Here is a 26,405-nt window from a genome sequence, read left to right as displayed (position 1 = left end):
AAATCCGGAGATTTTCTTCTTCGGATTTTTTTTTATTTTTTTATTTAGCTCTCTCCCAAACCAGCTGCGGTATTCTTTTCAAATCCTTATTCTGAGATTTCATTAAAGCAATGTACTTTTTATAGTTTTCTTTTGCTTTTAATTTATCTCCAGTTTCCCAATAGCCATCTGCTAAATTAAGATAAGCTACTACGCGTTCTGGATATTTTTTAATAATCTTTAAAAGAACATTTATTAAAACAGATGGATTTACGCTTTCAATCTTATAAGCAAAATCATTAAGTTTTGTAACATTTTGGCTTGTTACTAAAATATAATCATCCCAACTTTTATTTGCTACCCAATCATAATAATTAAATTTCATCTTAGGAATATCGCCACTATCTAACCTGATAATAGCATGATTATCTTCACCGACTTTATAATAAGTTTCTTCATAATTGCAAATTTCAAAGCTCTGATTAATAAATTTTAACTTAAAATTTATTATAGAATAATTATTAGATGAAAAAGGAGCTATTATTGTCTTATATGATAGTATATTTTTCTCAAATTTTAAATCGCTAATATCATTATCACTTTTCCCTGTACATTCTCTACAAGGAAATATATTATCATTTTCATAATAAACTGAATTGTTGTTATTTCGATTAAATATTATTAGTAACTTCCTTTTATTCATGTCTTCAATAGTTACTTTTGTTTCTTTTTCAGTATTACTTGCGAAAATATATAAATCATCCTTTAACCCGTCATTATTAAAATCATTATGAAGTTCTGAAATTATATAATTTGTTTTCAAAAAATCCTTTACTTTTTGATTTTGAGTATAAATCTGGATACTCATAAACAATAAGATTATACTAAAATTATTTTTCATCTTTAAATATTTTAATTGTGAAGTCATTTAAACTTTTTTGTGTTATAAAACTTTCTTAGTGCAATGACCATAAATGCTAAATAATTAAAAGATTTCCAACTAGATACAGTAGTATCAAACCTATTGAGCAATGATCTAAAGCTGTCTAACCAAGCATTTGTTCTTTCTATAGTATATCTTTGATGGTATAAAAGCTCATCAAAATAAATCTCGTCTGTGTCTGAGCCATTACGCTTATTGAAAGCAATATTTGCCATGATATCTTTATTTTCACAATGCTTTCTGAAGTTTTGAGCATCAAACCCTGCATCAGCATTCATAAATAATCCCTTTACAGCAATATCTGCCTTTTCTAATGTTTGAGTGATCTGATCAAAATAGATTTCAATATGATACAGATCATTATGATTTCCTGCAATAGGGTCTGACATTGCTAAAGGAAGTCCCTGTCTATCTGTAAAATAAAGCGAAGTAGTGGTCTTTCTCTTTTTACGCCCTTGATAAGCGACCTCTTCTCCTCCCCGTAATGCTGATGTATGACTCCCGTCTAAATCTGCACTGGATAAATCTAATTTCGATTTATTTTTTGATAATAGCTTTATCCAGCAATCTTGCCAAATATTTTTTACACACCATTTACGAAAATGATAGAAAACACTTTGATAGGTCAAAACATTCTCTGCAAAAAGACTTTTTACAGGTAAATAAGCCCATTGAACCCCTGTTTTCAGTTTGTATAATATGCAATTTACTATTTCAGCAAGAGGGGCTTTGGGAAAAAATCCTCGTTTTGGCTTAGGAAGATTAGGTACTATTTCATTTTCTATTATATCTTTGTCTAGTACTTGGTACATCATCGGCTTGATTTGTTTTTTATGTTTCGCAACACAAAAATAAACAAGCCGTTTTTTATATTAAAAGTTTAAATGACTTCATCATATGTATTTAAAAAATAATTTTATATTCATAAATTTATTTACCATTAAACTCTACTTTGTCGCCATAAATCCATTGATTTTTTTTATTCCAATTCCCTCCACATTTCTCTTGCATTTCCATAACAACTTGTGTTTTATTAATATCAATTATGACACATAAATAATTTTCATACAATGTTTTATTAATACCATCATCGACATAACCTTTTATAACATTATCTAATACAATATACTTTTTATTTGGCGATAAGCTTAAAATTTTTCCTTCTGAATAATTATCAACATCATATCCCTTAATTTTATATTTCTTTCCTTTATTTAAAATCACAGGCTCTTGGTACATTTTAAATTCTTTATCATAAGAATAAAAACCAAGCTTGTTGTTTTTAGTAATTGGCAGAACATTTAATATTCTTTTTGATTGAGAGGAGTAACAATTTATTAATAGTAAAATTGTTAGAATTATTATTTTTTTCATAATCTTGATTTTAATTTTATATATCGTGCATTTGCATCTGTCATAGTATATTTACCTTGCCCTCTTAAAGGACCATATATTTTTAAAATTTCTTTTTCATAGATATGATGATTTTCTCCCCAGTCTGCGGGATTTCGTGATAATTTATTATGCTCAGCAAAAAATTTATTAAGTGCTTCTCCAAAACAATTAGAAACGTGACCCGGTCTGTTTACATCATGATCTAATACTGTTGCTTTTCCAAGCTTTGATTTTACAAAATCTTTTATCTTACTAGAATATCCATTAGGCGTTTTATTTATAGCATTATTTAATCTTTTTATAAAATCAATTATTTGCTTTGCCTGAAAATCTTCATCTTTACAAGCATTAATAAAAGGTTCTACAGGTATACAAATTACTTTTTGTTTGTATTTTTTTTCTTCAAATCCTTTTCTAATTAAAGACTTTAATTCTTTTCCCGTTTTTTCATTATAGAATGATTGATATTTTTTAATTGTCTTTGAGTGATCTTTAATTTCAATCTCTTTGACACTCCAACCACAGTTTTCAAATAACATTTTAAATTTTTCTGGATACTCTTGCTTAAATTCCCATAATTGGATTGACAATTCTCCATAGCCATCAGGATTTATAGTTTTTTGCATTGCTCCAGCTGTTAGAATTTCACTATCATAAGATTGAACAGCATCCATGTTACCCTCATTTTCTGACATGGCTAAAATAATTTCTTTCTGTTCTTGATCTACTTTACCTTCTGAAATAATATTTTCCCAGTTTTTATAAAATCCCAATTTTATTGAACCATAATATAGTGGTCCATAAATTGGATTTTTAGAGCCATATTTAACACATGTTATACTATTTCTATACTCAATTCCACAGGTATATTTTTTCTCTTCCTTGTTCTTCACAGGTTCCGAAGTCCCCGTCTTCACCGGCGTTTGAGAATCCTGCGGAACTTCCATTTTTCCCATTTCGTTTTTTACAGTGAGGCCTTCTTCATAAAAATTGCTTTCATTATCCGTTTCCCAGACTTTTATCCTGTAAGAATGCACGCTCGCAGATAGATCTTGCTGAGTCTGTATATACATAGCGGGACTTAGCAAAATAGACTTTTTAGTTTTTATAATTCCGTTTTTCTGTTCAATTTTCAGCGGTTGGTCACTTTTATAAAGCTCTTTTTCTATGCCATTTAAAGTACCAAAAATTTTAAAATCTACATATTTACCCAGCATATTCAACGTGTAAATTTGAAGATTCACACTATTCATATATTTCAGATTGTCTTTTTCACGTATCTTATATTCTACATCCATAAAAAATACATCAATTATTTTTATCTCTCCGTTGGCTTGCGGAGTAATATGCAGTTCTACAGTTTCATTTTTGTATGTCGCTTGGAGTTGTAGATTTTTATTTAATAATTTTTGCAAAAACGTATAGGTTGTCAATTTGCCTTTTTTCTGTCCCGAAAACGGCACTTTCTCATATTTATCATATTCATTAGCAGCGTATATCTGCCATAGAATTTCATCATCATTTATCGTTCCAATATCTACCGACTCATCAAAAGTCACCGAATATTTCTGAGCTTGTTTTCCAATCAAAGGAAAACGTTCTCCATCTATTCCTCTTAATATATTTCCCATAGTTCACAGGTAATATTGGTTTTCGTCATATTCGCCCTGAAACTCTTCAAAATCTACTCCCACCATCACTTGATTCATAAGTTCCGCATCTGCTTTCTGTACATTATTGTTTCCCATGATCACGCTTTGTCCGTGATGCTGTACAGTAATTTTTCCACCCACCGAACACATTAAATAAGATATTTCAAGAAGAGCTTGTTTGTCCATTATTTTCATTTTTTCATAAGGTTTTCGCCATTTTCCGGTAGGAACAAAAGCGCAGGGATTGTTATTTTTAGCGGTACAACTTCCAAAACAGCTATTTCCTTCTTTGAACTGAACATCTTCTAAAGTTCCCACAAATTTTTCATCATTATTACGACTGCTGAAAATAGTTTTTGAATGAGAAGTAACCTTTAAAGTAGCAGGAACAGTGCCTTTATCGCAGGCACATTTTGCACCATCAACAACATAAAATTTATTTTCATGCTCGGTGCGCTGAACTTCCTCTTCTTTCTGCCTTTGTTCTTCTTTTTTCTCTTTTTCCTGCTGATATTCTTCCTCTTTTCTGGCATCAATTTCATTTTGAGAAGGCATTTCCCTTTCTACCGTCAGTTTTTTTCCTTCCCAAACTTTGTAAGCAATTCCGTCATTAATATCTTCACACCAAATGTTGTGGAATTTTCTTAACTGATACACAGAAATCCCGTAATCGTCGGCAATACTTTCTAAGGTCTCCCCTTTTTTTACAATGTAAATAAATCCTTTTTTCATAATTGTTATTTGTGTTCTGGTAGATCATCACTTTCAATTTCTTCTATGAAAAACCCTCTTGACTTCATTAGCTTTTCTCTTTCTTCTTTTTCATCATACACGACATTAAAAGCCGATTTTCTTTCCGCAATTTCTTTCGTTTCAAAAATCTGAATGTTAACTTCTTCATTATAATCAACGAAGAAGAAATCCATTTTTATTTCATGAATCGTTCGGTCTTTATTCATTAAAAAATATCCTGAAACGGTATCATTTTCTTTTACATCAGATTTGCCTTTAACCATAAGTTTGATTTTATCATTCTCGGTAAATTCATTTAAAACTTCCAAATCCAAAGTGTATTTGACCTTTTGCCCGGAATTAAAAGAAAATTCATAATTATCAATACCCGTAACCCTACCTAATCTATAATCTCCGTAAATTGGAAAGAAATAAACAGAAAAGAAGACATCTTTTCTTAGACTATCTAACAAATAATCGGCATTTCTATATATTTTCCCAATACGATTCAGTAGTTTTATCACTTTTTCACCTTCATAATATGGTTTGAATCTTGGTATAAAGCTTTTCCATCTTTCAACGATATCAGCATGATTACATATATTTTTAGGGTAACCATAAGAATTGAGTGATAATCTCAAAGGAAATAAAGCCTGTGAGGAATGATATAAAAGTTCACTGATAAGCGTTCCGTCAGGTTTTTCGTTATTTATCAAAAGATTACTTCGATTAATTTTTACAACAAGTCTTTTAGGTTCTTCGTTAGTCTGCCTGTTATGAATAAACGTAAAATCAAATGACAAAACTTTTTCTTGGCTAAAGCTCTTTTTAGTAAAACTGTAATGATACTGCCTTTCCTCAAGAATCATCGAAGGCAGATACAAATGCTCAGGAACAATTGTTTTCATCATATAAATGTGTTTGCGTTGATACAAATGTAAAAATATTTCTTGAAATTTTCTACTAAATGATATAGTTTTAAATTATTTTTTTTCAATAAGTTACCCCCGATTTGATAAAAAAATAATTAGTCGCTCCTTAAAAAGCTGTTTTTTGACTTTGAAAATTATATTTGCCTAAAAAGATTCGGAGAACAAGTTCGAGCCAAAGAAGAATTTGTTGTTTGATTTGATTCAATCTCATCTTCAAATTGTATCCAATCCCTGCTAATAATGCATTATTAATATCTCCAGCCACTCCTTTCAGGAAGTTTAATCCTAAGGAGTGGTTTCTTTTTAAATGAGAGATACAAGGTTCTATGGCTGCTCTTGCCCGGAATCTTAATCTGGCTACTTGTTGCCCATATTTTGTTTTTTCTTTTTTTGCGGGAAGCAAAATTGCTGTTCCTTCCACTTCTTTGATTCCTTTAAATCCTCTGTCTGTAGTGGCTTTCGTAGGTCTTGTTCCGCCAACGGATTTTCTTACCCTCTCACTCTGTGCCAATGATTCTTCAAGAGTTTTACTATCGTGAGGATTGCCAGAAAATCTCTTTACCGAGCTGATGATCCCTGTTTTCCGACCTCTTACTACTGCTACTTTTGTCCCAAACTCGTATGCTTTTCCCGATTTTCCTTTCGCAATACACGCAACTTGTGGCTCGTGAAGACTGTAAATTTTATCTTTCGTGGTACGTTCTTGGGTGAGTGCTTTAAGGTAAATTTTAAAAACGTCTTCGTAGCCTTTCAAAACATCTTTAGGAAGTTTTCTTTCCAATTCCCGAAGAACTCTTTTACCAATCGTCCTGAGCTTTTTCCTCGCCATTTTTGCCTTCTTCTGTCTTCTGGGATGATGTCCAAAAAAAGCGTCCCGCAATAATTGTTTGCTCACTCTTCTGTAGCTTTGTCTTTGTACAACGCTCTCTTTTTCTGCTATTTTTCTACAATTGTCGATTACTTTTTTTGCTAATTTGGCATCGGTAGGAAAGGTAATGTTCTTCTCCTGAACCGTCGTATCTACCTGAACTTCATCTTCTGTTTTGGCTTTGGGATGGAGAGAAACGCTTTGTCCCAAAAGAAATTCCAAACCCTTATCTCCAATTCTTTTTCTGAAGTGTACAAAATTGCTCGGATCGAAAGGCTGCTCTGTCTGGAAAAAGGTTTCTCCGGTAAAATATTGCCAATACGCATTCTCAATCCATCTCTCTATTACACTTTCATCACTTTCTTTAAACATTTCCTTGAGCAAAAGCATTCCTGCTATTTTACGGATAGCAATAGAAGGTCTTCCGTTTTCTGAAAATAATTTCTCAAACTCTGACTCCATTTTATCCCAGGAAATCTCCCCAGCTAATTTTACCACCGGATGCTCCATATTAATAAGCTCCGTAAGCCTGGTCTTGAATAAATTCTGCTGTAAATCCTCTCTTATTTTGCCTAACATTTTGCCACTTTTTATATCCTAAAAATACAATTTATTGCAATTTTTTACAACGATTTTTTACGAAATATAAGTGCATAAAACTGATAATCAAAATATTACTTGGTTTTTAAGGAATGACTAATTAATGTAAAATTTGGTTTTTACATTTTTGTGGAAAATTTAGTATAAAAAAAGCACTCAAAAAAGAGTGCTTTAAAGTGGTCCCACCTGAACCCGAACTAAACCTTATTTTCCCCAATGTTTATGGGGATTTTATTAGTCTATATAGTTTAAAGGGAGAAAAATAGGGGAAATTTTCAATTAGTATTGAAGCAAAAACTATTTATTATAAATAACAAATTAAATAATTTCCACGGGTCTTATAGAATTTTCATCATATTGCGAATTAATCGCTCCGTAAATCCTTCTCATATTAGTTGTAATCCATGCTGAGCTGTCATACTTACCCAATAAATAATATATTAAATTATTCTTCAAAGAAGCTTCCTTTCCAAGCATTTTACCATTCCAGAAAATATATTTCCAATTAACTGAACTTAGATCAAAATCGATTATTCTAATTTTATTTTTAAAATCATCGATTTCAGTAGCTTCAAATTTTTTATATGCTTTCGCTATTAATTCTTGTCCTACAGGTCTTAATAAAAGACTACCTCCAGTATCATCATTACGTACAATCAATTTATCATTGATCTCAACTTCCAAGTTTCCATCTGCGAATAATACAATCTCGGGAAACACTTCAAAATAAATATCCCAGAATTCTTTGGAAATATTATACAATGTATTTAACGTTTGATCATTAGGTCTTTTAACATAGAAATTTTTATTCTTATCATACAATATTTTATTAATATTGTATATAGTTACCAAAGTCGTTAATGATGTTTTATCTGTAGTTGCAAGATTTCCTGATTTAGAATCAGATAAGACTCCTTGTTTTTTTAGAATATTGTGCTCATTTACTAATCTTCTTGCGTTTATTGCTGCTGCATCGTCTTCATCAATAATAATTAATTCTGCTCCCTTCGGCTTTTCTGCATACTTATTTAGTACTGTGAATAATCTTCTAGTTTTGTCAAGTTTAGTATGATCATGTAAAACATAAATTACTGACACTTCTTTTTCTCCAATTTCTTTATTTGTTTCATAACCTCTTATTATACCCTTTAAACGGTGTTGTCCATCTAGAGCAAAAATTTCTTCATCTCCATTTAATGTTAATATACCAAATTTACTTTCAATAAAATTCAAATCATTTTCATCTATAAGATCACCATCTATCTCAAATCTTTTTGCTAAGTCAATATCAGTCCAGATTGGATGCCCCTTATGAATGGCAACGATTAAACTATTAAAAAATCTTTCATTATTATTTAAGATATAATCCTTGATATCCTTAATTCTATTAGGATTTACTTCTCTTTGAAGAATTTTATTTATACTTTTAGTATATAACTCATCCGATTCGGCGACAGTAATTATTCTTTTATCTTTTACTATATCTTTAATCTTCATTACCGTTGAGTAGTAAGTCCAATAACCGATATTTCCTCTTAAACATGCTAAATGTACCATATTAATATAATTGTCTTGAGTTTCGAGATCTACCTTTAAATTGATTATTTAAAGGGGGTATTACTTTACTTATTATTATATCCTCAATCTCCATTATTTCCGTATCTGGAATTGTTAATGGATAAAAATAAACTTTGGTATAAGTAGGCCATAAATTTGTTAGTTTAACTAAATTTTTTTTCCTTGTGTCATCACCAATAGCTTTTACATAACTATAAAATCTTTTAAAAAAAGAATGATCTGAATCACCAGTAATAACCCGACCAACATATAATAAATGTCTAACTTCGGGCATAAAATTAAATGCAGGTTCAAGAAAAAACATGTAGATTCCTGCCGAATTTTTAATTCCAGCACCTTCCATATTTCTTCTTATATTTTGGTTAAAATTTAGCATTGTAGGTGCAGGCAATTTTGCAAAAATCCCTCTATCAATATCCTCCCAATATTCGGGAAAATGGCAAACTTTAAATGAAAAATTATCTTCTATATAAAGTGAAGCGATTTCTTCTCTCGATAAATATGTAGCCATTCAAAAACTTTATATAATTTATTATGGTTGATTATTTTTCCATTCAACAAATTTACTGACCTGTCTATTAAAAACATACTTAATTTTATTTTTCCCAAAGATTACTAACAACGAATTAATAATACTTAACACGAAAACTAAGTAAATAACTTTTATAATAGAATTAACATAAATCACCTCATCATAGTAAGCTGAGATATAATATACTAGTACTAATATAACACTCGCAAATGATAAATTTATTCCTAAATGAAATATGGAAGTATATCGTTCGGTTAAATTATGAAAAGTACTTTTCAATTCGTCATCATAGAATTTAAAATAAATATTATGATCAGAAATATTAAGCTTATTTTTTATAACAGTAGTTGGAAAAATTGGATGTAATAATATTTTTGGCAAATCAATTAGATAGAATAATAAGCCAAACAAAATAGAGAATAATGAAATAAAGATTAAATCCTCTTTTGTTGTATATGAAAAATTTTCCTTAAGGAAAGGAGCTAAAATTAATGATAAAAAACTAGCAAAATAAATTCCAGGAATTAATATTTGCATTATTTGCCTAGGTGTAAATACATTATCATTTTTCATATTTAACTATTTATTATAAAATTGATTAATCTTAAATAACTCTCCTTTAGGAAATTCTTTTATATTAGAGATTGCCTCACCTTTTTGGATTTTTTCTAAGCTTCTCGAAACCTTAATTCCGTCTTTTTCACTTAAACCTAAAAATTTATTAATTGATTTGGTATTGCTTTTATCTTTAATATCTAGTAGAAAAGAAATCTCACACATTGAAGAAAAATCAAAACTAGGTTGATTAAATTCTTCTATTCCTTGTGAAAGCAATATAACGGAAACACCTTTAGAACGTATTTCTCTAAGAATTTTCTCTAAAATGTCTTGATATTTTTTTTCTTTAAAAATAACATGGGCTTCATCAATTAGTAAAACATACCTCATTGCTCTATTATTATTTTCAACTGGAGTATTTTCCATATTCATAAAGATATTGTATATGTAATTAATAATTAGAAAAAGAGAAGTAAATCTCACTGAGTTCGACAAGTCTCCTGATAAAGACAAATAGATATTTTCATTAAGAAAATTTTTAATTTTTTTATCTTCTTGAAATATTTCATATCGACTCAAATCATCGATTATTTCAGTCAAAGTGTCTCTTTTATCCCCAACAATATCTAACAGTCTATTATTAATTTCATCAAAATTTGGATACTCGCCTGTTTTTTTGCCTTCAAAAGCTTCAATAGTTGCTTCTCTTAAAATTCCTCTTTGTTTGATTCCTATATTAGAATATTTACATATAATATCTACAAATTTATCAATACCCATATTTTTATTAACACTATTTATAGAGTCAATAAATGATAAAGGATTTATTGGGAATTTAGTATTAGGAGCATCAATAAATTTAGCATTAGTCCCCTCAAAGAAAGGTTTTAATTGCTGGACATCATCGTCCTTTAATCCTTTAAAGTCTAGATAAATAAAATTAACGTGATGATTTGATAGTTCAGATATTTCACTTAGTAAATATAATGCAAATTGAGTTTTCCCAGTTCCTGAACTGCCAGCGACCGCTATATGATTATTATTATAAAACTTCGTATTATTAAAATTTAATTCTACCTTTTCTTTTGTATTTAAGGATTCCCCGAGTTCAACTTTGATAGCTTCCTGAAAATAAGACTTTTCAATTTTTTGACTATTATTTTTAACAGAATCAAAACTAACTTCCGTTGTATGTAGCATCGAAATTCCCTTTTCTAAATGTTCAACTAAGAAATCAAAAAAAGTGTAATTATTGGAATTTCCAAATAGATTATCAAGCATTTCTAAACCGTGGTCGATATGTAACTTGATATATTTAGGAATATTGTCATCCGTTTTATAAATCCCATAATGTTGGCTAATTAAAGCTATATAAAAATCTCTAAACCTAGCATCAAATAAAATATGGTCTTTATATTCTTTTCCTTTAGAATCATATATATTAAACTCACTAGAATTAAATCTTTTACCAAGCTGTAAAGAATACCCAAGAGCTATTCTTGCAATAACATTTTCTTTAGTTCCAACTGGCAATTTAGATGTAAGCTTTCTTACTATTTCTTGATTTTCTTCGGATGTTCTAATGTTAATTTGCATATAGCTCGTCGTATGTTTTAATTAAGTTTGCAGGTTCTATCTCTTTAAATTCCGAAGAATCGGTACTTACATTCTGAATAATAAAAGCTTTACTTATTTTAGGTTCTAATAGATTAAATTCAGATTCAGTCAATTCTTTATGAATTAATGGAAATAATACAACTTGTTTGGAGACATTAGGGTAAAATTCTTTTATAACATTTTCTGCGTGATCTTTATCAAATTTCTGCATTGGGGAATCAATAAATACAGGGAAATCTATATCAGACTCGTCAACAAGAGCTTTCAATAATGAAGACGCATACATTTGTCGTTCTCCCATCGATAATGAGCCTTTATCTATTTTCTCATTTCTCACATTAAATAAATTAATGTCAACATCGTCTCCAGCTTGATTAATATCGACAATAACCTTCTTTATAAAGCCTTTCTTATGCATTAAAATATTAAGCTCAGATAAAATATTCTCTTCAAGTTTTTCTTTTGTAGTAACCTTAAATTGCTTAACAAAGTCTTTCAAATTTGCAATTAATTCCTGCGTTTTTTTATCCTTTTCAGAATATAAACGGGAATCATCAATTTTTTTTCTTAGCTCTTCTTGTCTTTGCTTTAGAGCTTTAATTTCATTTTTAAAGGCACCAATTTTTTCTCCAAAATCATAAATATCCTTATCAATACTAAAAACTCTTTTGTCTAACAATTCTTTTTCATGTCTTAAATTGGCAATGTATTCATCTTCTGCATCTTTTTCAGCATCTCGCACTTTTCTCCTAATAGAGTCAAGCTCGTTTTTATATTTAGAGTATTCTACATTCATTCTTGTAAAAACCTCTTTAAAAGTATGCTTTAGACTATTTATCAAAGAATTTAATTCATTAGTTTCGGAATTAGAAAAGTCATGATAATGGATAAAATTACTTGGTAATTCTGGGACATCGGAATAGAAATATTTTTTAACAAGATTCTTTATCTGGCTTTCATAAAAATCTCTTACATCGTAATTTATAAAACCTAAGAAGCTTTTTTTCTCTAGTTCAATGTCATTTAATATATTTTTCGTTTTAGTTTCGACATCTTCTTGCTTAAATTTATTGCTCTTATAATTTTTTTCAGCCTTTAATTGGTTAGAAACATCCATCAATGTTTCACCAGCCAGAGCAAATGGTATTAAGTCAAATAACTCTTTCAATTCATTTTGTAAAGAATTTATTTTAACCGTAAGTATATCTTCTTCATTTTTAAGTTCATTCAGTTGCTCTAAGGTCATCATATTACCCTCTTGAATCAGCTTTAGTTGAATATCGTTAGATTCGCTCTGCTTCTCTACCTTTTCTTGATTTAACCTTTGAATTTCTTCCTCAATATTATCAATATCAATTTGTTTATTGTCTATATCAGCTATAATGCGATTGAATGCAATTCTTTCTTCAGGTTTCGCAGATTTTTTTCTATATTCATCTTGAATATTTTCTAGTTGTTCTTTTAAATCTTCATACTTTTTTATTCCTAGTACTTCTGTATAAGCCTTACTCAATAACCTTCTCTGCTCTGGAGAGTTAATTTCTGCTAGAGATACAATTTTTTCTGCATCAAAAAAGAAAAACTTTGCAATCTCTATAGGTAAAATAAAGTCCCGAATGAAAATTTCTTCACCATCTTGCTTTCCATCAGTGGTTAAGTCTTGAATTAATTCATTTTGAAAACCATCAATTAAAACTTCAACTTTATCATTTGTACTTGTGACAATATCATAGCTTCTTGTAATCTTAATTTCATTACATGTTATTTCTGGAATTTTAACATCTTGAAATGTAACAGAAACAGAAAATTTCGTATCCCCTTCTGCTTTAGCAAGGCGATTTAGACTATTTCCGATGTATTTTCCATATCCTCCTTTATCAGCAATTTCTTTTTGATAAAGTTCATCAACTTTCTCCATCTGACGTCCGTAAAGACACCAAACTAAAGACATTAGAAAAGTCGTTTTTCCAAAACCATTTTTACCACTAACAACAATAATATTCTTATCGCCTTCGGGTGAAAGATTAATTTGATTAGTTCCTTTATATATTCTAAAATTATTAAGCTCTATTTCTTTAATGAACATCTTCTTTATCTTTTTTTAAGTAATTTTCAATTCTTGTTTCAATATCATCCTTCAACCCCCTTTTTTTATTCAGCAGAGATTTATTTTTTTGAAGAATTAACAATTCTTGAATCAAATCAAAATTTTTAGATTTATCACCACAGCTTTGCTTTAATAATTCAAGCTCTTTATCTTTTTTCTCATTGTGGTTTTTCATATCGAAATCAGTTTTAAGAATTTTATTATATATATCGGAAACTTTAACATTAAATATAGAATCTCTAAACCAAATTGTTTGTATCGCAATTAATTCTTGATTAGTTATAAGCTCAACATTGGGTTTAATTTTTTGAATCTCTTTTTGTGCTAATAATAGTCTTTCAAGAATTTCTGCTCTATAAGAAGGCTTATATGACCCCATCCCATTTACAGCTAATGTATTATTTCTTCTTAAATGCGACCTATAGATTGATTCATTTCTTTTTAAAGCTAAATCATTTCTAAAATCCAATAGGGGTTTTAGCCAATCCAATCCGTTCTCAATTAAGGCAGTCATTGACTTATCTTCTTTAACAACAGTACAAACCCAGCATCCAAACCTGCTTTGCCCACAAGATTTATGTTCTTTATCGGTAACCACTGTTGGGCATTCATAATCATCAGCACTAGCATCAGAATATATTTGGAATAGTTCGGAATTATCAGCTCCCCAAGGAGAATTCATTGTATTGATAATGTACCAAACCTCCTCTAGCCTTAAATCTCGAATTGGGGCATACATATATGTATTATTCTGAAAAGGATGTTTACTTAAACGCTTTCCTTTGATCGAGTGCTTTTTCATTGACTTAGCCCTATTAGCACTTTCGCTTTTTCTAGTCCCAATCAAAATGATAGCTTCTCCATATTCAGAAACTTGGTCAGTGATAAATCTTGAGGTTGGCTTTATTTTCAGTCTTTCTGTACACCATCTAAATGCATTATTAGGTGCTGGATAACCTTTACCTATTAAATTTACCCAAAAGGAATCTTCAAGTCTTGGAATTGTCTTTCTAACATATATAGGCATATCTTGCTCTCTAGCGGCAAGTTCAATTTTATCTAAAACTCTATATACATATTCTGTAATAACAGGATTTTCTACCATTGTATCATTACAAACAATATATACTTCTCTAGAAGTAACCATTCCGAGTTTTTTAATATTCTCTAGTGCTTTCCAAACCAGTTGAAGCATCACAGTAGAATCTTTTCCTCCACTAAAACCAATTATCCATGGTCTAAAAGTTTTATCTGCAAATAAATATTGATCGATAATTTCATCAACAATATTTTGTGTTATTTTACTCATAATTAATTACTAATACAAAATAACATTTTTATTCTTTATAAAATAAATTTTAACCTGTTTTTCTACTTAAATTAAGCTATAAACTTCTATTTCAATAATTAAAATAGTTCCAAACATATTACTTATCATGATTAAATTTTAAAATAGGTTTATACAAAATAATCTTATTAATAAATCTTCAATTAAACCTTAGATTTTAAAAATGCAAAAATTAAGATAATTACTAAAAAAACATTATGGCTTCCCGTAATATTCTATGGTTTTGAAATAGTTACATTTGTTGTAACTATTCCAAATTTTCAATAAAGTTTTTTAATCTGCTTAAAATCTCAGGCATATCACGGGAAAAATTCCGAAGAGTAAATGATTCCTCAATAGAAATCATTCTTTCATATTCAGTTTTTCCTACGGTAACAATATTATACAATGTATCATCACTTTCAATATAATTTTCAGCTCTATTTATCAAAGTACTCAATCTAGACTCAACATTTTTCTTACTATTTGACTTTGCATTTTTATATTCATATTGTACATCGTAAAATTCTTCTAGGAGTTTATTTAAAAAAGTATACTTATTTTCTAATTCAGATTTTTTCATAGATCAAGTTTTTTTTACAAATATTTTAAAACAGTAAAAATGAATTAAAATTTATTAGTAGTCAACTTATATTAAAAATAATTTTGAATTGATTTTTGAAACATTTCCAAAAGATTTAAAAACATACTGACTAACTCATTAAAAATCATCTTTAAAGATGTTCTACCTATACCTTTCTATTAAAGACTATCTTCAAGATTGATTTGTAATCATTTAAAGGTACAATTTTTTAAAAACTATTTTACGCCAATTATTTTTTGTAGATTAGTTTTATTCAAAACATCGTCAATTTGCTTCGTATACGCTAACAGTTTTTATCTTCATACATATTTATTACATGAGTCGTTTAAAACAATATTTGGAATTTAACAGAGAAATTAAAAGACTTATTTCTCTTTACAATGCTTCGTTATACTGTTTTCCGAATCAAGGAAAACAAATAAAAAAAAGCATAAATGAAGGTGAAATAGAACCAATGCAAAAAATATATTTAAATGGCATTGAAGAAGACAAATTCTTTTTAGCAGGTAACGCTCACGAATTGGCTAACAAATTAAGATCTGGATTTTCAAAAAATCTTAGAGAGATTACTTTAATTAGGGCTATATCCGCATTAGAAGTCCTTTTAATTGAACTGATAAGAGAAATTTTTTTACATAAAAAATATTTATTTCATACAGGGCAAAAAATCGAATTTAGTTATGGTGAGCTTTTGGCTTCAGATTCTATTTCTAACATCTGGTCAAAAGTAGTAAACAAAGAATGTAGAAAATTACAAAATCAAGGTTTTAAAGAGATAACAAAATATTATCGAAATTCATTTTTAATTGATTTTAATTCTTCTAAAACATCAACATTCAAAATTCAGTATATTCATGATATTAGACACTTATTAGTTCATAGACTAGGTAAAACTGATGCGCATTTTAGACACACTTATAACTCACAGAATAAAACTATAGTTTTATCTGAAGATTTTTTTTATGAATCGCTGCTTGATATAATCAATTTTGGAAAATTCGTGAGTTTTTCCGTTGATAAACTTATCGCATCACCAAATTCTTTTAAAATTGGAAATAAAAATGATACAATAAGCACAATTGAAGTAAAAATTTTAGATGAACTATCTGAAAAAATTTTCCAATCTGATTTTTCATTTATTTCTGGAGAAAATTTCCATCTTTTAGGAGACATTGTAAATAAAATAGAAAAAGATGATGCTGAGTTAAAAATTAATCTATGTGGTCCGAAATTAGTGGTGCGTGACTACATTAAAATTTTAAAAGTTTATCAAAAAAACCAGCAAATCGAAATCTTAAGCAAGACTATTAAGACAAAAGAAAAAATTACACAAGATGACATTGATAAAATCAGGTCTAATGTTAATAAATTTGATTTAACTGAAGATGAGCTTTTAGATTTAGAAAAGAAAGTAGGAATCAAAAAAAACATGATTAAAAGAATTCTATCTGAACTAAAATTAGAAATCCAGAACCACTCTTAAACTGGTAATATTTATAAATTTTCATTCTTGCTATAAGCTATAAACAATTTTATTAATATCTTAAAAATATAGATTACCATTATAATTAAAATAAAAACTCGGATTTGTTTTTACTTATAAACTTCGATACTCATTTCTTATATATTTACGTCAAAAATAGGTAAACAAGTATATGGTTTCACTTGCTTTTTCTTGTATTAAATTTTTTCTTCGAATTTTCGACGAAAAATTTCGTTAAAGCCCTATAAAACTTTTGTATTAATGGTAGTAGTTTTTACGTCTAATATATAGGTTATATATAACTGAATGATCACAGAGATTATTTCGCAACTAGACTTTTTAGTTTTTTCGCCAATTCAGTTTTAAATTTCTCTGCATAAGTAGGACTGCTTTTTACCCTAAACTTCATATACATATCACTATAAATTTTTTCTCGTTTCAGCCTATCTCTCTTTAAAAAAGGAAGCAAGTATCTTCTGAATTCATCAAATCCATTATTGATTACTCCATTGTTTTCAAAATCAAGATATTTCAGACCCAAGTACAGTAAATAGTCATTCCTTAAAAACCAAGTAATATTTTGATTATCAGTTTTATGCACTTATATTTCGTAAAAAATCGTTGTAAAAAATTGCAATAAATTGTATTTTTAGGATATAAAAAGTGGCAAAATGTTAGGCAAAATAAGAGAGGATTTACAGCAGAATTTATTCAAGACCAGGCTTACGGAGCTTATTAATATGGAGCATCCGGTGGTAAAATTAGCTGGGGAGATTTCCTGGGATAAAATGGAGTCAGAGTTTGAGAAATTATTTTCAGAAAACGGAAGACCTTCTATTGCTATCCGTAAAATAGCAGGAATGCTTTTGCTCAAGGAAATGTTTAAAGAAAGTGATGAAAGTGTAATAGAGAGATGGATTGAGAATGCGTATTGGCAATATTTTACCGGAGAAACCTTTTTCCAGACAGAGCAGCCTTTCGATCCGAGCAATTTTGTACACTTCAGAAAAAGAATTGGAGATAAGGGTTTGGAATTTCTTTTGGGACAAAGCGTTTCTCTCCATCCCAAAGCCAAAACAGAAGATGAAGTTCAGGTAGATACGACGGTTCAGGAGAAGAACATTACCTTTCCTACCGATGCCAAATTAGCAAAAAAAGTAATCGACAATTGTAGAAAAATAGCAGAAAAAGAGAGCGTTGTACAAAGACAAAGCTACAGAAGAGTGAGCAAACAATTATTGCGGGACGCTTTTTTTGGACATCATCCCAGAAGACAGAAGAAGGCAAAAATGGCGAGGAAAAAGCTCAGGACGATTGGTAAAAGAGTTCTTCGGGAATTGGAAAGAAAACTTCCTAAAGATGTTTTGAAAGGCTACGAAGACGTTTTTAAAATTTACCTTAAAGCACTCACCCAAGAACGTACCACGAAAGATAAAATTTACAGTCTTCACGAGCCACAAGTTGCGTGTATTGCGAAAGGAAAATCGGGAAAAGCATACGAGTTTGGGACAAAAGTAGCAGTAGTAAGAGGTCGGAAAACAGGGATCATCAGCTCGGTAAAGAGATTTTCTGGCAATCCTCACGATAGTAAAACTCTTGAAGAATCATTGGCACAGAGTGAGAGGGTAAGAAAATCCGTTGGCGGAACAAGACCTACGAAAGCCACTACAGACAGAGGATTTAAAGGAATCAAAGAAGTGGAAGGAACAGCAATTTTGCTTCCCGCAAAAAAAGAAAAAACAAAATATGGGCAACAAGTAGCCAGATTAAGATTCCGGGCAAGAGCAGCCATAGAACCTTGTATCTCTCATTTAAAAAGAAACCACTCCTTAGGATTAAACTTCCTGAAAGGAGTGGCTGGAGATATTAATAATGCATTATTAGCAGGGATTGGATACAATTTGAAGATGAGATTGAATCAAATCAAACAACAAATTCTTCTTTGGCTCGAACTTGTTCTCCGAATCTTTTTAGGCAAATATAATTTTCAAAGTCAAAAAACAGCTTTTTAAGGAGCGACTAAATATTCCTCAATTGGGGTTTTGTCTTTTCCTTTTACACCATCAATTGCATTTCCTATTTGTTCGTAAATAATATATTTTACTATTTCTGGAGATAGGATATCAACAAAGGTAAAATCATCAATTTTGTTTAAAAGCATATTATTTAGATTATTCCAACTTTTATTTAATTTATCTAATGTACTAATATCTCCGAAATCTTTAGGGAGGACGCCACTAACAGTTGTAATTTTTATTTCATACCGAATGTAAGCTTTAACTTTTTTTGCACCAACATTTAAAATATTCCTTCTTTTGGCAGGTTGCTTTTCAAAAATTTCTCCCGTATGAAACGCTCTATCTAGCTTATCATAAATTGAGACTTGATAATTGTTTCCTATAAACTTAACTCCAGAATTTTCATAAACATGCTTTCTAGGTAAATTTTTTAAACTTCCAAAACAAGATATAATACCATTCATTGGAGTTTTAAAATGGAGAGTTACTCCCAACTCGATCTTCGTTATTTTTGCTTTCCAAAAATCTTCTTCATCAATATCAAGTTCATTAGCCCAATATTCTATTTCTCTGACAAAATCATTATAATGCAAATCACTCATTGCAATTTCTAAATCGCTCTCATCGGTTCTGATTCTATCAAAATAAGTCCTTCTAATATTTTGCTCAAACCAAAGTTTTCCAATATTCTCATCTTCTTTTTTATCATATACTATTGAAAAATAATCAAACTCACGTCCTTTAGGCTTATCCAAATCATTTTCTATTTCTCTCTTCATTTTTTTGTAATACCCTCTTTCTTTACCGTAACCTACTGGATATATATCAAATTTCTTCAGAGCTTTTTCAGTCAATTCTACATTTTCAATATAAAATCTAATTACATCAACCATTTCATTTCTTTAAAAATTTATCAATATCAACTTTTTTCACCATAATTCTTCCATTTCGTCTAGGCTGATAAACTTTTAACCCTGAATCTCTATACCTATCGAAAGTGGAACGACTTATTCCATAGACTTTTAAAACTTCGTCCACAGTGAATGTTTCTTTTAAAGTTTTCTCCTCTAAAAAGTCCTCCAAAATCTTCACACGCTTTTCCAAAGCTCTAATTTTTTTAAGCAGAATAGCATTATCTTTTATCCTATCACTTTCCATGAATTTTTTCAAATTTATATGAAAGTAAGAAATTTTAAAATACTACAAAAGTTATTTCACAACCAACACGTTAATTTTCGTAAGAGCTTCATATCCATTATTTTTCATTGTCACAATGATTCTCCAATCTTTACCTTTATATATACTTTCTCCACGATATTGATTTACTTCAAACTCATATCCTTCTTTTAAAAGTTGTCCCATCCATTCATTCATCATGTAAAACTCATCATTTGGAACTTTCAATTCTGTATCATAGATAGTTTTTCCAGAGTTTGGTGATTTAACCTTTCTTAAAGCTACATTCCATACACGGCTTTTTTCGATATTTAGTTGATATAATGCCACTTCCCCAGCATAGTCCTTTTTAGAAGTTTTCAACTCCCAACTATTCTGAGATAAAACGGATTTTTTTGTTGGAAAATCTTTTCTAGCAAATGAAATAAATTCTGTAGCGTTTGAAAATTGAGCACTCAATGAAGAAGCACAAAGAATTAGTGAAATTTTTAATAAGTTTTTCATCGTTAAATTAAAATACCATCAGTTCCAAAACGGCTTTTAGTTGAATGAAAAAGCGTGGAACTAACCGTATTATCAACCGAGGTACTGGTACACCTACACAGACTAATAGGAAAGCCCCACGCAAAAGCAGGGCGTTTCACTATTTATTTCGTCTGTGTATAAGAAAATTACCAGTTTTCGGATGAGACAATAAACAGCTTACGCTTTTCGTTAAAAATTTTTATGTCAATTATTACATATTCTTAATTTATCTCTACAAATTTAGGAAATTATCCATAACGGTTAACATCCATTACTTTTCTTAAATTTTTAATATTTGAATTAGCATATACCATCGTATTTGCTATTCTCCTATGTCCTAAAAGTTTACTAACAAGAGAAAGTGATACATTTTTATCATTAATCAAAAACGAAGCGAATGTATGTCTTCCTACGTGGAAAGTTAAGTTTTTAGTTATCTTACTCTCTCTAGCAATTTCCTTTAATAATCTATTTCCAACTTGATTATCGACTTCAGGAAAGACTTTATCATCGGGCTTTTTATCGCCTATTATATATCTAACTAACAAACCTCTAATTTGGCTATTTAAAGGAATGTCAATAGTGTGCTTTGTTTTCAACATTTGCTTTGAAATAATTTTTCTTTCCCAATCTAAATCTGAAATTTTAAGAGAAAATAAATCTGAATACCTTAATCCTGTAAAACAAGACAATAAAAACATATCCTTCACAACCTTTAATGTTTTTGAAGTCGGACGATATTGTTTTATTTTTAATACTTCATCTTCTTCAAGAAATACCTCACGATGATTAGGAGATTTGACTTTCACCGATTTTTTGTTCTTGTAAGGATTATCAATATTGAATTTTTTATGCTCAACAGCTTCGTTGATAATACATTTTAAACATTTGTGATGATTATAAATACCACCTTCTCCAATATTTAATTTTTTTAAATAATTATCAAACTTTGTGATAAATGCTAAGTCTACATCAGATACTAAAATTGTTGACTTAAATCCTTTCAGTCTTTTTCTTAGAGTTTCATATTTATACAATGTATCTTTTGAAAGTTCAGATTTTAGATCAACAATAAAATCAAAAACAGTAAAGAAATTATTGTTATCAGTTTTCTTAAAATAATCATCAACTAATCTGAATGTAAGTGGAATTCCAGCCAAATTAGCATTTCTAAGATATTTATCTAACCCACTTCTTTCATTTATCAATTTTGAATTTAAGTCTTTATATCCTTTTCCAATAGCTAAACCATTCTTTTTATCCCAATCTTTCAAATCAATACTTTCTCCAATTGAAATTCTTTTCTTGTTAGAATTTATAATAATTTGAATCGAAATCGGATGTTTGCCGTTTTTTAGAATCTTATCCGTACGTAAAACTGCTTTTATGGAAAATTTATCACTCATGAGTTTTCTTTTTTGAGATTTACAAAAATTATTTCATTGAAATTTTAAGCGAATGTAATATAAAATAAGCTAAAATTAAAATTAAATATCTGAAAATCAATTAATTAAATATTTAATTTAATACAATATTAAAGATAACAATAAAGCATCCATTAATTATAATGGAAATCCGTAAAATGCAAACTTTTTTTCGGGGCGAAAAAGGGGGAACTTTTTTTAATGAACTATGAACAAATATGACGAACTAAAAACATTTACAACAATCAAAAAAGCCCCTATTAAAGGGGCTTTTAAATTTTTGAAGAAATTTTATTCTTCACCGATGTGGTCCCACCTGGGCTCGAACCAGGGACCACCTGATTATGAGTCAGGTGCTCTAACCAACTGAGCTATAGGACCTCAAAACTTGGTTAAATTTTGTGATTGCAAAAATAGCAAAATTTCTTTTACTACAAAATTTTTTATTGCTTTTCTTGGCAAAGTTCTACCAGTACACCGTTCGTAGATTTGGGATGAAGGAAGACAACTAATTTGTTATCAGCACCTTCTTTCGGTTCTTCAGAGATAAATTCAAATCCTTCTTTTTTCAGTCTTTTCACTTCCTCAATGATATTTTCAACGCCAAAAGCCAGATGATGGATGCCTTCGCCCTTTTTATCAATGAATTTTGAGATCGGACTCTCCTCTCTACCGGCTTCCAAAAGTTCAATTTTACTTTCTCCGACTGCATAAAATGAGGTGATAACTCCTTCCCTTTCCACGGATTCTTTTTTATAGGATTCTTTTCCTAAAAGTTGGGCAAAAAGCTCATCAGAAACACCCAGAGATTTTACGGCAATGCCTATATGTTCTAATTTCATAAAGTTTAATACATTTTAAATCGTAAATTTGATACAGAGTAGAAATTTCAAAGTATCAATTCAAACAAAAATACTAAATTTGCACAACTTATGGAAAGTAACAGACAAAGAAAAGTAGCTCAGATTATACAGGAAGATTTCGCAGAACTTTTCCGCAAACAGGCTGCTGAAAGTAAACAGAGTATTTTAGTATCGGTTTCGGATGTGAAGGTGACGGCAGATTTAGGTATTGCCAAAATCTACTTAAGCATATTCCCTCAGGAATTCCGAACTGCGGTGATGAAGGAAATTGAGGAAAACAAAGCTCAGTACAGAAATTTTATCGGCCAGAAAATGGCAAAACAGGTTCGTGTAATCCCTAATCTTAATTTCTATCTGGATACCGCTCTTGATGATGTGGAAAAACTGGAAAAAGAATTGAGAGGCGAAGGCGATAATCCTGTTTTATAGATTTTGAAGAACATTGCATTTTATATTGCGTCGAGATACCTTTTAGCCCAAAAAGGAAGCACTGCTGTGACCTTTATTACGTGGCTGGCGGTGGGTGCCATGACGGTTGCTGTAGCTGCAATGTTCGTTATTATCTCTGTTTTTTCAGGTCTTGAAGATCTAAACAAAGATCTTATTTCCAACCTTCACGCTGATCTGACCCTCAAAAGTAAATCAGGGAAAACCCTTAAAAACCTTTCCGGAATTAGCGCCATTCTGAAAAACAATAAAGAGATCAGCTCTTTTTCCCGAGTTATAGAAGAGAAAGTATACATTAACTACAACGGAAAAGGAGACATCGCCTATTTACGCGGCGTAGATTCGGCTTATATTAAAGTCAATCCTATCAACAAAAAAGTCATTTACGGTTCTTACCCCGACTTTGAATATTCCAATGAAGTATTCATGGAGAATTCACTGGATAACAGACTATCTATACCCATAGGCTCATCAGGAGATTACGCTACCCTGTTTATGCCTAAACCTGGAACAGGAATTATCAATAAGGAAGAAGATATTTATAACAAAAAAAATATCTTGGTAACGGGTATTTTTCCGGGAAATGACCAGATGGACAATTATATCATTGCTCCCGTAGAACTGACTGAAGAATTACTGAATCTACCGAAACAATCCGCCTACCAGATTGTCATCAAATTAAAAAACTCAGAAAATACAGACTCAGTTAAAGAAAACCTGCTTTCAGTATTGGGTAAAGACGTTGAAATCAAAACGAAAGAAGAGGAAAACGCAGCCTTTTGGAAGATGATTAATACCGAAAAGCTATTCATCTATCTTATCTTTGCGCTGGTTATTTTTATCACAACCTTCAATCTGGCCGGGGCTATTATTATTTTACAGCTTGACAAAAAAGAACAGGCAAAATCCTTAATTTCACTGGGATTTCCGCTAAGTCATTTACGGAGAACCTACTTTTACACCGGGGTTTTAATTGTTACTTTGGGAGTCATTACCGGTTTAATCCTGGGAACAGCTCTGTGCTATTTCCAATTGTATACTGAATTTTTCAGAGCCAATGAATCATTACCCTTCCCCGTAAAGATTGTAGGCAAAAATTACTGCATTGTTGCGGTTACCGCTTCCGCCTTCGGCTTCGCCATTTCATGGTTTTTTTCCAAAATCAGCAAAGACTATATTACCAAAAGTTAATATCATTTTTTTCGTTTTTTGGGTACCTTTGCGTCCCAATTTTTAGTAATGAAACGAAATCTACTACCCTTTATTCTGCTTTTTGCATTTTTCAATGCGTTTTCGCAGACAGCACCCGCTAATTATTATGATGGCACGGCAGGCCTGTCCGGTGTGAATTTGAAAAACAAACTGTATGAAATTATCTCAAACGGACATCAGACCAAAACCTACAATGGACTTTGGACCGCCTTTCAGACCACTGACAGAGACTACTTCTATGAAAATGACGGTACTATACTCGATATCTACTCAGAGAATCCTACCACTACAGATCCTTACAATTATGTTGTCGATGTAAAAAGATGTGGAAGTTACAGTAAGGAAGGCGACTGTTACAACAGAGAGCACATTGTTCCTCAAAGTTTATTTTCTGAAGGCTCACCTATGGTGGCCGACGTAAACTTTATCAGAGCTACAGACGGAAAAGTAAACGGAATGAGATCCAATTACCCATTTGGAAAAGTAAATGCTGCGTCATTCACTTCTTTAAACGGATCAAAACTGGGAACATCCGTCTCTCCGGGATATTCAGGAATCGTATTTGAACCGATAGACGAATTTAAAGGGGACGTAGCCAGAATGATTTTTTATTTTGTCACAAGATATCAAAACCGGCTTTCAGAATTTACAACGGCAAAAGGAACCGGTGATATGCTTGGAACATCCGCATTTCCGGGATTACAAAGCTGGGAGCTTGAACAATTACGTGCCTGGCATGCCCAAGATCCGGTCTCTGAAGCTGAACTCTCAAGAAATGCCGCTACCTTTGCGTATCAGGCGAATAAAAATCCTTTCATAGATCATCCTGAGTTTGTGGAATTAATCTGGGGATCTGTGGTACCAGATACAGAAGCTCCAACAGCGGCAACCAACTTAATAGCTAACAACCCAACATCAAATTCAGTCGATTTAAGCTGGACAGCAGCCACCGACAATATCGGAGTTACCGAATATAAAGTGTATGCCAACGGTACATTGAAAGCTACGGTGACGGGGACTTCAACTACGGTGACAGGATTAGCCCCGCTTACGCAATATTCATTCTATGTCATTGCTAAAGATGCTTCCGGAAACTCTTCTCCACAAAGTAATGATGCGGTGGCAACAACACTGGATGGTCCTGTAGGAGGAAGTTGTGGAACTGAAGATTTCTCAAACATCCCTACATCACCTACGAATCCGGCTTATGCTACTAGAACATGGACTTATAATAGTATCACATGGACAGCAACCGATGCGAGAATTGACCAAACGATCAATGGTAAGGCCATTAATATCAAAAACGGAAGCCTGACAAGTTCTACTATTTCCGGAGGGATTGGCAGCTTAACCGTTACCACAGTATTACCGTTTTCTGACAACGCAGGAAACCTGACTTTACAAATCAACGGAAACAATGCAGGGACCATTCCTTTTAAAAGCACGAATACAACAACTACAATCAACAATATAAATATCTCCGGAGATGTTGTTATTACAATTGTAAATTCAGAAACAGGAAAAAGAATTTCTATTGATGACCTTTCGTGGACTTGCTATTCAGGGCCATTGGCAACTTCAGAAACATCAAAGGATAAATCTAAATTTACAATTTATCCAAACCCTGTTAAGAACAACGAATTGTTTGTAAAAGGAGAAAACCTGAACAAAATTTCTAAAGCTCAGATCTATGATCTTTCTGGAAAACTGATTCAGACGATTGAAAATCCTTTTAAAACATCAAATAAAATACATTTAAAAGGTTTGGTAAAAGGAAATTACATCCTTAGAACAGATAACTTCTCTACGAAATTCATCGTAGAATAAAAGTTA

The 26,405-nt window shown here is 30.7% G+C and carries 24 protein-coding genes and 1 tRNA gene; 5 read left to right on the top strand and 20 right to left on the bottom strand.

The annotated features are described in order from the left end of the window. Positions 1–40: 40 nt before the first annotated feature. The 14 genes from VUJ46_RS19100 to VUJ46_RS19035 all read right to left on the bottom strand — a co-directional run bounded on the left by VUJ46_RS19100 (position 41) and on the right by VUJ46_RS19035 (position 15,403). Complete coding sequence (locus tag VUJ46_RS19100; protein WP_326982280.1) at positions 41–880, bottom strand: tetratricopeptide repeat protein; 840 nt, start codon at positions 878–880, stop codon at positions 41–43. Between the two features lie 23 nt (positions 881–903). Then, complete coding sequence (locus tag VUJ46_RS19095; protein WP_326985088.1) at positions 904–1,734, bottom strand: IS5 family transposase; 831 nt, start codon at positions 1,732–1,734, stop codon at positions 904–906. A gap of 118 nt (positions 1,735–1,852) precedes the next feature. Then, on the bottom strand, positions 1,853–2,296 hold the full coding sequence (locus VUJ46_RS19090) for a hypothetical protein (protein WP_326982279.1): 444 nt from the start codon (positions 2,294–2,296) through the stop codon (positions 1,853–1,855). Continuing rightward, positions 2,293–3,948, bottom strand: a complete 1,656-nt coding sequence (locus VUJ46_RS19085; RefSeq protein ID WP_326982278.1) for a hypothetical protein — start codon at positions 3,946–3,948, stop codon at positions 2,293–2,295. Before VUJ46_RS19085 ends, VUJ46_RS19090 begins: the two co-directional genes overlap by 4 nt. A 3-nt stretch (positions 3,949–3,951) precedes the next feature. Then, a complete protein-coding gene (locus VUJ46_RS19080; protein ID WP_326982277.1) occupies positions 3,952–4,701 on the bottom strand; it encodes a DUF4280 and LysM peptidoglycan-binding domain-containing protein in 750 nt (249 codons plus the stop codon). Between the two features lie 5 nt (positions 4,702–4,706). Continuing rightward, positions 4,707–5,612, bottom strand: coding sequence for a hypothetical protein (locus VUJ46_RS19075; RefSeq protein ID WP_326982276.1), 906 nt, complete (start codon positions 5,610–5,612; stop codon positions 4,707–4,709). Between the two features lie 127 nt (positions 5,613–5,739). Further along, complete coding sequence (locus VUJ46_RS19070) at positions 5,740–7,080, bottom strand: IS5 family transposase (RefSeq protein WP_326981209.1); 1,341 nt, start codon at positions 7,078–7,080, stop codon at positions 5,740–5,742. 339 nt (positions 7,081–7,419) lie between these two features. Further along, positions 7,420–8,658 (bottom strand): DNA sulfur modification protein DndB, encoded by a 1,239-nt coding sequence (locus VUJ46_RS19065; RefSeq protein ID WP_326982275.1) that lies wholly within the window; start codon positions 8,656–8,658, stop codon positions 7,420–7,422. A 1-nt stretch (position 8,659) separates the two neighbouring features. After that, positions 8,660–9,190 (bottom strand): hypothetical protein, encoded by a 531-nt coding sequence (locus tag VUJ46_RS19060; protein ID WP_326982274.1) that lies wholly within the window; start codon positions 9,188–9,190, stop codon positions 8,660–8,662. Between the two features lie 21 nt (positions 9,191–9,211). Next, positions 9,212–9,784 (bottom strand): hypothetical protein, encoded by a 573-nt coding sequence (locus VUJ46_RS19055; RefSeq protein ID WP_326982273.1) that lies wholly within the window; start codon positions 9,782–9,784, stop codon positions 9,212–9,214. 6 nt (positions 9,785–9,790) lie between these two features. Further along, on the bottom strand, positions 9,791–11,365 hold the full coding sequence (locus VUJ46_RS19050) for a DndE family protein (protein WP_326982272.1): 1,575 nt from the start codon (positions 11,363–11,365) through the stop codon (positions 9,791–9,793). Beyond that, entirely contained in the window at positions 11,355–13,472 is a 2,118-nt protein-coding gene (gene dndD / locus VUJ46_RS19045; RefSeq protein ID WP_326982271.1) for a DNA sulfur modification protein DndD, read from the bottom strand. Before dndD ends, VUJ46_RS19050 begins: the two co-directional genes overlap by 11 nt. Continuing rightward, the gene (gene dndC / locus VUJ46_RS19040; protein ID WP_326982270.1) at positions 13,462–14,802 is read right to left on the bottom strand and encodes a DNA phosphorothioation system sulfurtransferase DndC; all 1,341 of its coding nucleotides are present in this window, start codon (positions 14,800–14,802) and stop codon (positions 13,462–13,464) included. The genes dndD and dndC overlap by 11 nt, the downstream gene beginning before the upstream one ends. A gap of 286 nt (positions 14,803–15,088) precedes the next feature. Beyond that, a complete protein-coding gene (locus VUJ46_RS19035; RefSeq protein ID WP_326982269.1) occupies positions 15,089–15,403 on the bottom strand; it encodes a hypothetical protein in 315 nt (104 codons plus the stop codon). A 337-nt stretch (positions 15,404–15,740) separates the two neighbouring features. Here VUJ46_RS19035 and VUJ46_RS19030 point away from each other — a divergent pair, with 337 nt between their 5' ends. Beyond that, positions 15,741–16,907 carry a hypothetical protein gene (locus tag VUJ46_RS19030; protein WP_326982268.1) on the top strand — a complete coding sequence of 389 codons (1,167 nt, stop codon included), beginning with the start codon at positions 15,741–15,743 and terminating at the stop codon, positions 16,905–16,907. 671 nt (positions 16,908–17,578) lie between these two features. Further along, the gene (locus VUJ46_RS19025; RefSeq protein ID WP_326981209.1) at positions 17,579–18,919 is read left to right on the top strand and encodes an IS5 family transposase; all 1,341 of its coding nucleotides are present in this window, start codon (positions 17,579–17,581) and stop codon (positions 18,917–18,919) included. On the opposite strand, the gene VUJ46_RS19020 is transcribed toward VUJ46_RS19025, so the two are convergent. The 6 genes from VUJ46_RS19020 to mce all read right to left on the bottom strand — a co-directional run bounded on the left by VUJ46_RS19020 (position 18,916) and on the right by mce (position 22,892). Beyond that, on the bottom strand, positions 18,916–19,818 hold the full coding sequence (locus tag VUJ46_RS19020; RefSeq protein ID WP_326982267.1) for a hypothetical protein: 903 nt from the start codon (positions 19,816–19,818) through the stop codon (positions 18,916–18,918). The genes VUJ46_RS19025 and VUJ46_RS19020 overlap by 4 nt on opposite strands. Before the next feature lies 1 nt (position 19,819). Beyond that, on the bottom strand, positions 19,820–20,083 hold the full coding sequence (locus VUJ46_RS19015) for a helix-turn-helix domain-containing protein (protein WP_326982266.1): 264 nt from the start codon (positions 20,081–20,083) through the stop codon (positions 19,820–19,822). 51 nt (positions 20,084–20,134) lie between these two features. Then, positions 20,135–20,605, bottom strand: coding sequence for a hypothetical protein (locus tag VUJ46_RS19010; protein ID WP_326982265.1), 471 nt, complete (start codon positions 20,603–20,605; stop codon positions 20,135–20,137). Positions 20,606–20,874: 269 nt separating this feature from the next. Beyond that, a complete protein-coding gene (locus VUJ46_RS19005; protein ID WP_062701499.1) occupies positions 20,875–22,032 on the bottom strand; it encodes a site-specific integrase in 1,158 nt (385 codons plus the stop codon). A 325-nt stretch (positions 22,033–22,357) separates the two neighbouring features. Beyond that, a tRNA-Ile gene (locus tag VUJ46_RS19000) sits at positions 22,358–22,431 on the bottom strand. A gap of 62 nt (positions 22,432–22,493) precedes the next feature. Next, positions 22,494–22,892, bottom strand: coding sequence for a methylmalonyl-CoA epimerase (gene mce, locus VUJ46_RS18995; RefSeq protein ID WP_326982264.1), 399 nt, complete (start codon positions 22,890–22,892; stop codon positions 22,494–22,496). Between the two features lie 90 nt (positions 22,893–22,982). Between mce and rbfA the strand changes: the two genes are divergently transcribed. Genes rbfA through VUJ46_RS18980 form a run of 3 tightly spaced genes read left to right on the top strand, consistent with a single transcriptional unit; the run spans position 22,983 to position 26,399 of the window. Next, entirely contained in the window at positions 22,983–23,342 is a 360-nt protein-coding gene (rbfA, locus tag VUJ46_RS18990) for a 30S ribosome-binding factor RbfA (protein ID WP_326982263.1), read from the top strand. Between the two features lie 3 nt (positions 23,343–23,345). Beyond that, positions 23,346–24,551 (top strand): ABC transporter permease, encoded by a 1,206-nt coding sequence (locus tag VUJ46_RS18985; RefSeq protein ID WP_326982262.1) that lies wholly within the window; start codon positions 23,346–23,348, stop codon positions 24,549–24,551. A gap of 48 nt (positions 24,552–24,599) precedes the next feature. Continuing rightward, positions 24,600–26,399, top strand: a complete 1,800-nt coding sequence (locus tag VUJ46_RS18980; protein WP_326982261.1) for an endonuclease — start codon at positions 24,600–24,602, stop codon at positions 26,397–26,399. The last annotated feature ends 6 nt before the right edge of the window (positions 26,400–26,405 follow it).

The organism is Chryseobacterium sp. MYb264 (genome assembly GCF_035974275.1).
In the GTDB taxonomy this organism is placed as follows: domain Bacteria; phylum Bacteroidota; class Bacteroidia; order Flavobacteriales; family Weeksellaceae; genus Chryseobacterium.
Note: the sequence above shows the minus strand (reverse complement) of the source record. Positions and strands in the feature narration are given on the sequence as shown.

What these genes read in the sequence shown, in the direction of transcription:
- VUJ46_RS18980 (WP_326982261.1), top strand. Translation starts at nt 24,600, where the DNA reads ATGAAACGAAATCTACTACCCTTTATTCTGCTTTTTGCATTTTTCAAT.
- VUJ46_RS19015 (WP_326982266.1), bottom strand. Translation starts at nt 20,083, where the DNA reads ATGGAAAGTGATAGGATAAAAGATAATGCTATTCTGCTTAAAAAAATT.
- VUJ46_RS19100 (WP_326982280.1), bottom strand. Translation starts at nt 880, where the DNA reads ATGAAAAATAATTTTAGTATAATCTTATTGTTTATGAGTATCCAGATT.
- VUJ46_RS19035 (WP_326982269.1), bottom strand. Translation starts at nt 15,403, where the DNA reads ATGAAAAAATCTGAATTAGAAAATAAGTATACTTTTTTAAATAAACTC.
- VUJ46_RS19005 (WP_062701499.1), bottom strand. Translation starts at nt 22,032, where the DNA reads ATGAGTGATAAATTTTCCATAAAAGCAGTTTTACGTACGGATAAGATT.
- VUJ46_RS19025 (WP_326981209.1), top strand. Translation starts at nt 17,579, where the DNA reads ATGTTAGGCAAAATAAGAGAGGATTTACAGCAGAATTTATTCAAGACC.
- VUJ46_RS19050 (WP_326982272.1), bottom strand. Translation starts at nt 11,365, where the DNA reads ATGCAAATTAACATTAGAACATCCGAAGAAAATCAAGAAATAGTAAGA.
- VUJ46_RS19060 (WP_326982274.1), bottom strand. Translation starts at nt 9,190, where the DNA reads ATGGCTACATATTTATCGAGAGAAGAAATCGCTTCACTTTATATAGAA.
- VUJ46_RS19065 (WP_326982275.1), bottom strand. Translation starts at nt 8,658, where the DNA reads ATGGTACATTTAGCATGTTTAAGAGGAAATATCGGTTATTGGACTTAC.
- VUJ46_RS19055 (WP_326982273.1), bottom strand. Translation starts at nt 9,784, where the DNA reads ATGAAAAATGATAATGTATTTACACCTAGGCAAATAATGCAAATATTA.
- VUJ46_RS19030 (WP_326982268.1), top strand. Translation starts at nt 15,741, where the DNA reads ATGAGTCGTTTAAAACAATATTTGGAATTTAACAGAGAAATTAAAAGA.
- VUJ46_RS19080 (WP_326982277.1), bottom strand. Translation starts at nt 4,701, where the DNA reads ATGAAAAAAGGATTTATTTACATTGTAAAAAAAGGGGAGACCTTAGAA.
- VUJ46_RS19085 (WP_326982278.1), bottom strand. Translation starts at nt 3,948, where the DNA reads ATGGGAAATATATTAAGAGGAATAGATGGAGAACGTTTTCCTTTGATT.
- VUJ46_RS19075 (WP_326982276.1), bottom strand. Translation starts at nt 5,612, where the DNA reads ATGATGAAAACAATTGTTCCTGAGCATTTGTATCTGCCTTCGATGATT.
- VUJ46_RS19090 (WP_326982279.1), bottom strand. Translation starts at nt 2,296, where the DNA reads ATGAAAAAAATAATAATTCTAACAATTTTACTATTAATAAATTGTTAC.
- rbfA (WP_326982263.1), top strand. Translation starts at nt 22,983, where the DNA reads ATGGAAAGTAACAGACAAAGAAAAGTAGCTCAGATTATACAGGAAGAT.
- VUJ46_RS19095 (WP_326985088.1), bottom strand. Translation starts at nt 1,734, where the DNA reads ATGTACCAAGTACTAGACAAAGATATAATAGAAAATGAAATAGTACCT.
- mce (WP_326982264.1), bottom strand. Translation starts at nt 22,892, where the DNA reads ATGAAATTAGAACATATAGGCATTGCCGTAAAATCTCTGGGTGTTTCT.
- VUJ46_RS19020 (WP_326982267.1), bottom strand. Translation starts at nt 19,818, where the DNA reads ATGGTTGATGTAATTAGATTTTATATTGAAAATGTAGAATTGACTGAA.
- dndD (WP_326982271.1), bottom strand. Translation starts at nt 13,472, where the DNA reads ATGTTCATTAAAGAAATAGAGCTTAATAATTTTAGAATATATAAAGGA.
- VUJ46_RS19070 (WP_326981209.1), bottom strand. Translation starts at nt 7,080, where the DNA reads ATGTTAGGCAAAATAAGAGAGGATTTACAGCAGAATTTATTCAAGACC.
- VUJ46_RS19010 (WP_326982265.1), bottom strand. Translation starts at nt 20,605, where the DNA reads ATGAAAAACTTATTAAAAATTTCACTAATTCTTTGTGCTTCTTCATTG.
- dndC (WP_326982270.1), bottom strand. Translation starts at nt 14,802, where the DNA reads ATGAGTAAAATAACACAAAATATTGTTGATGAAATTATCGATCAATAT.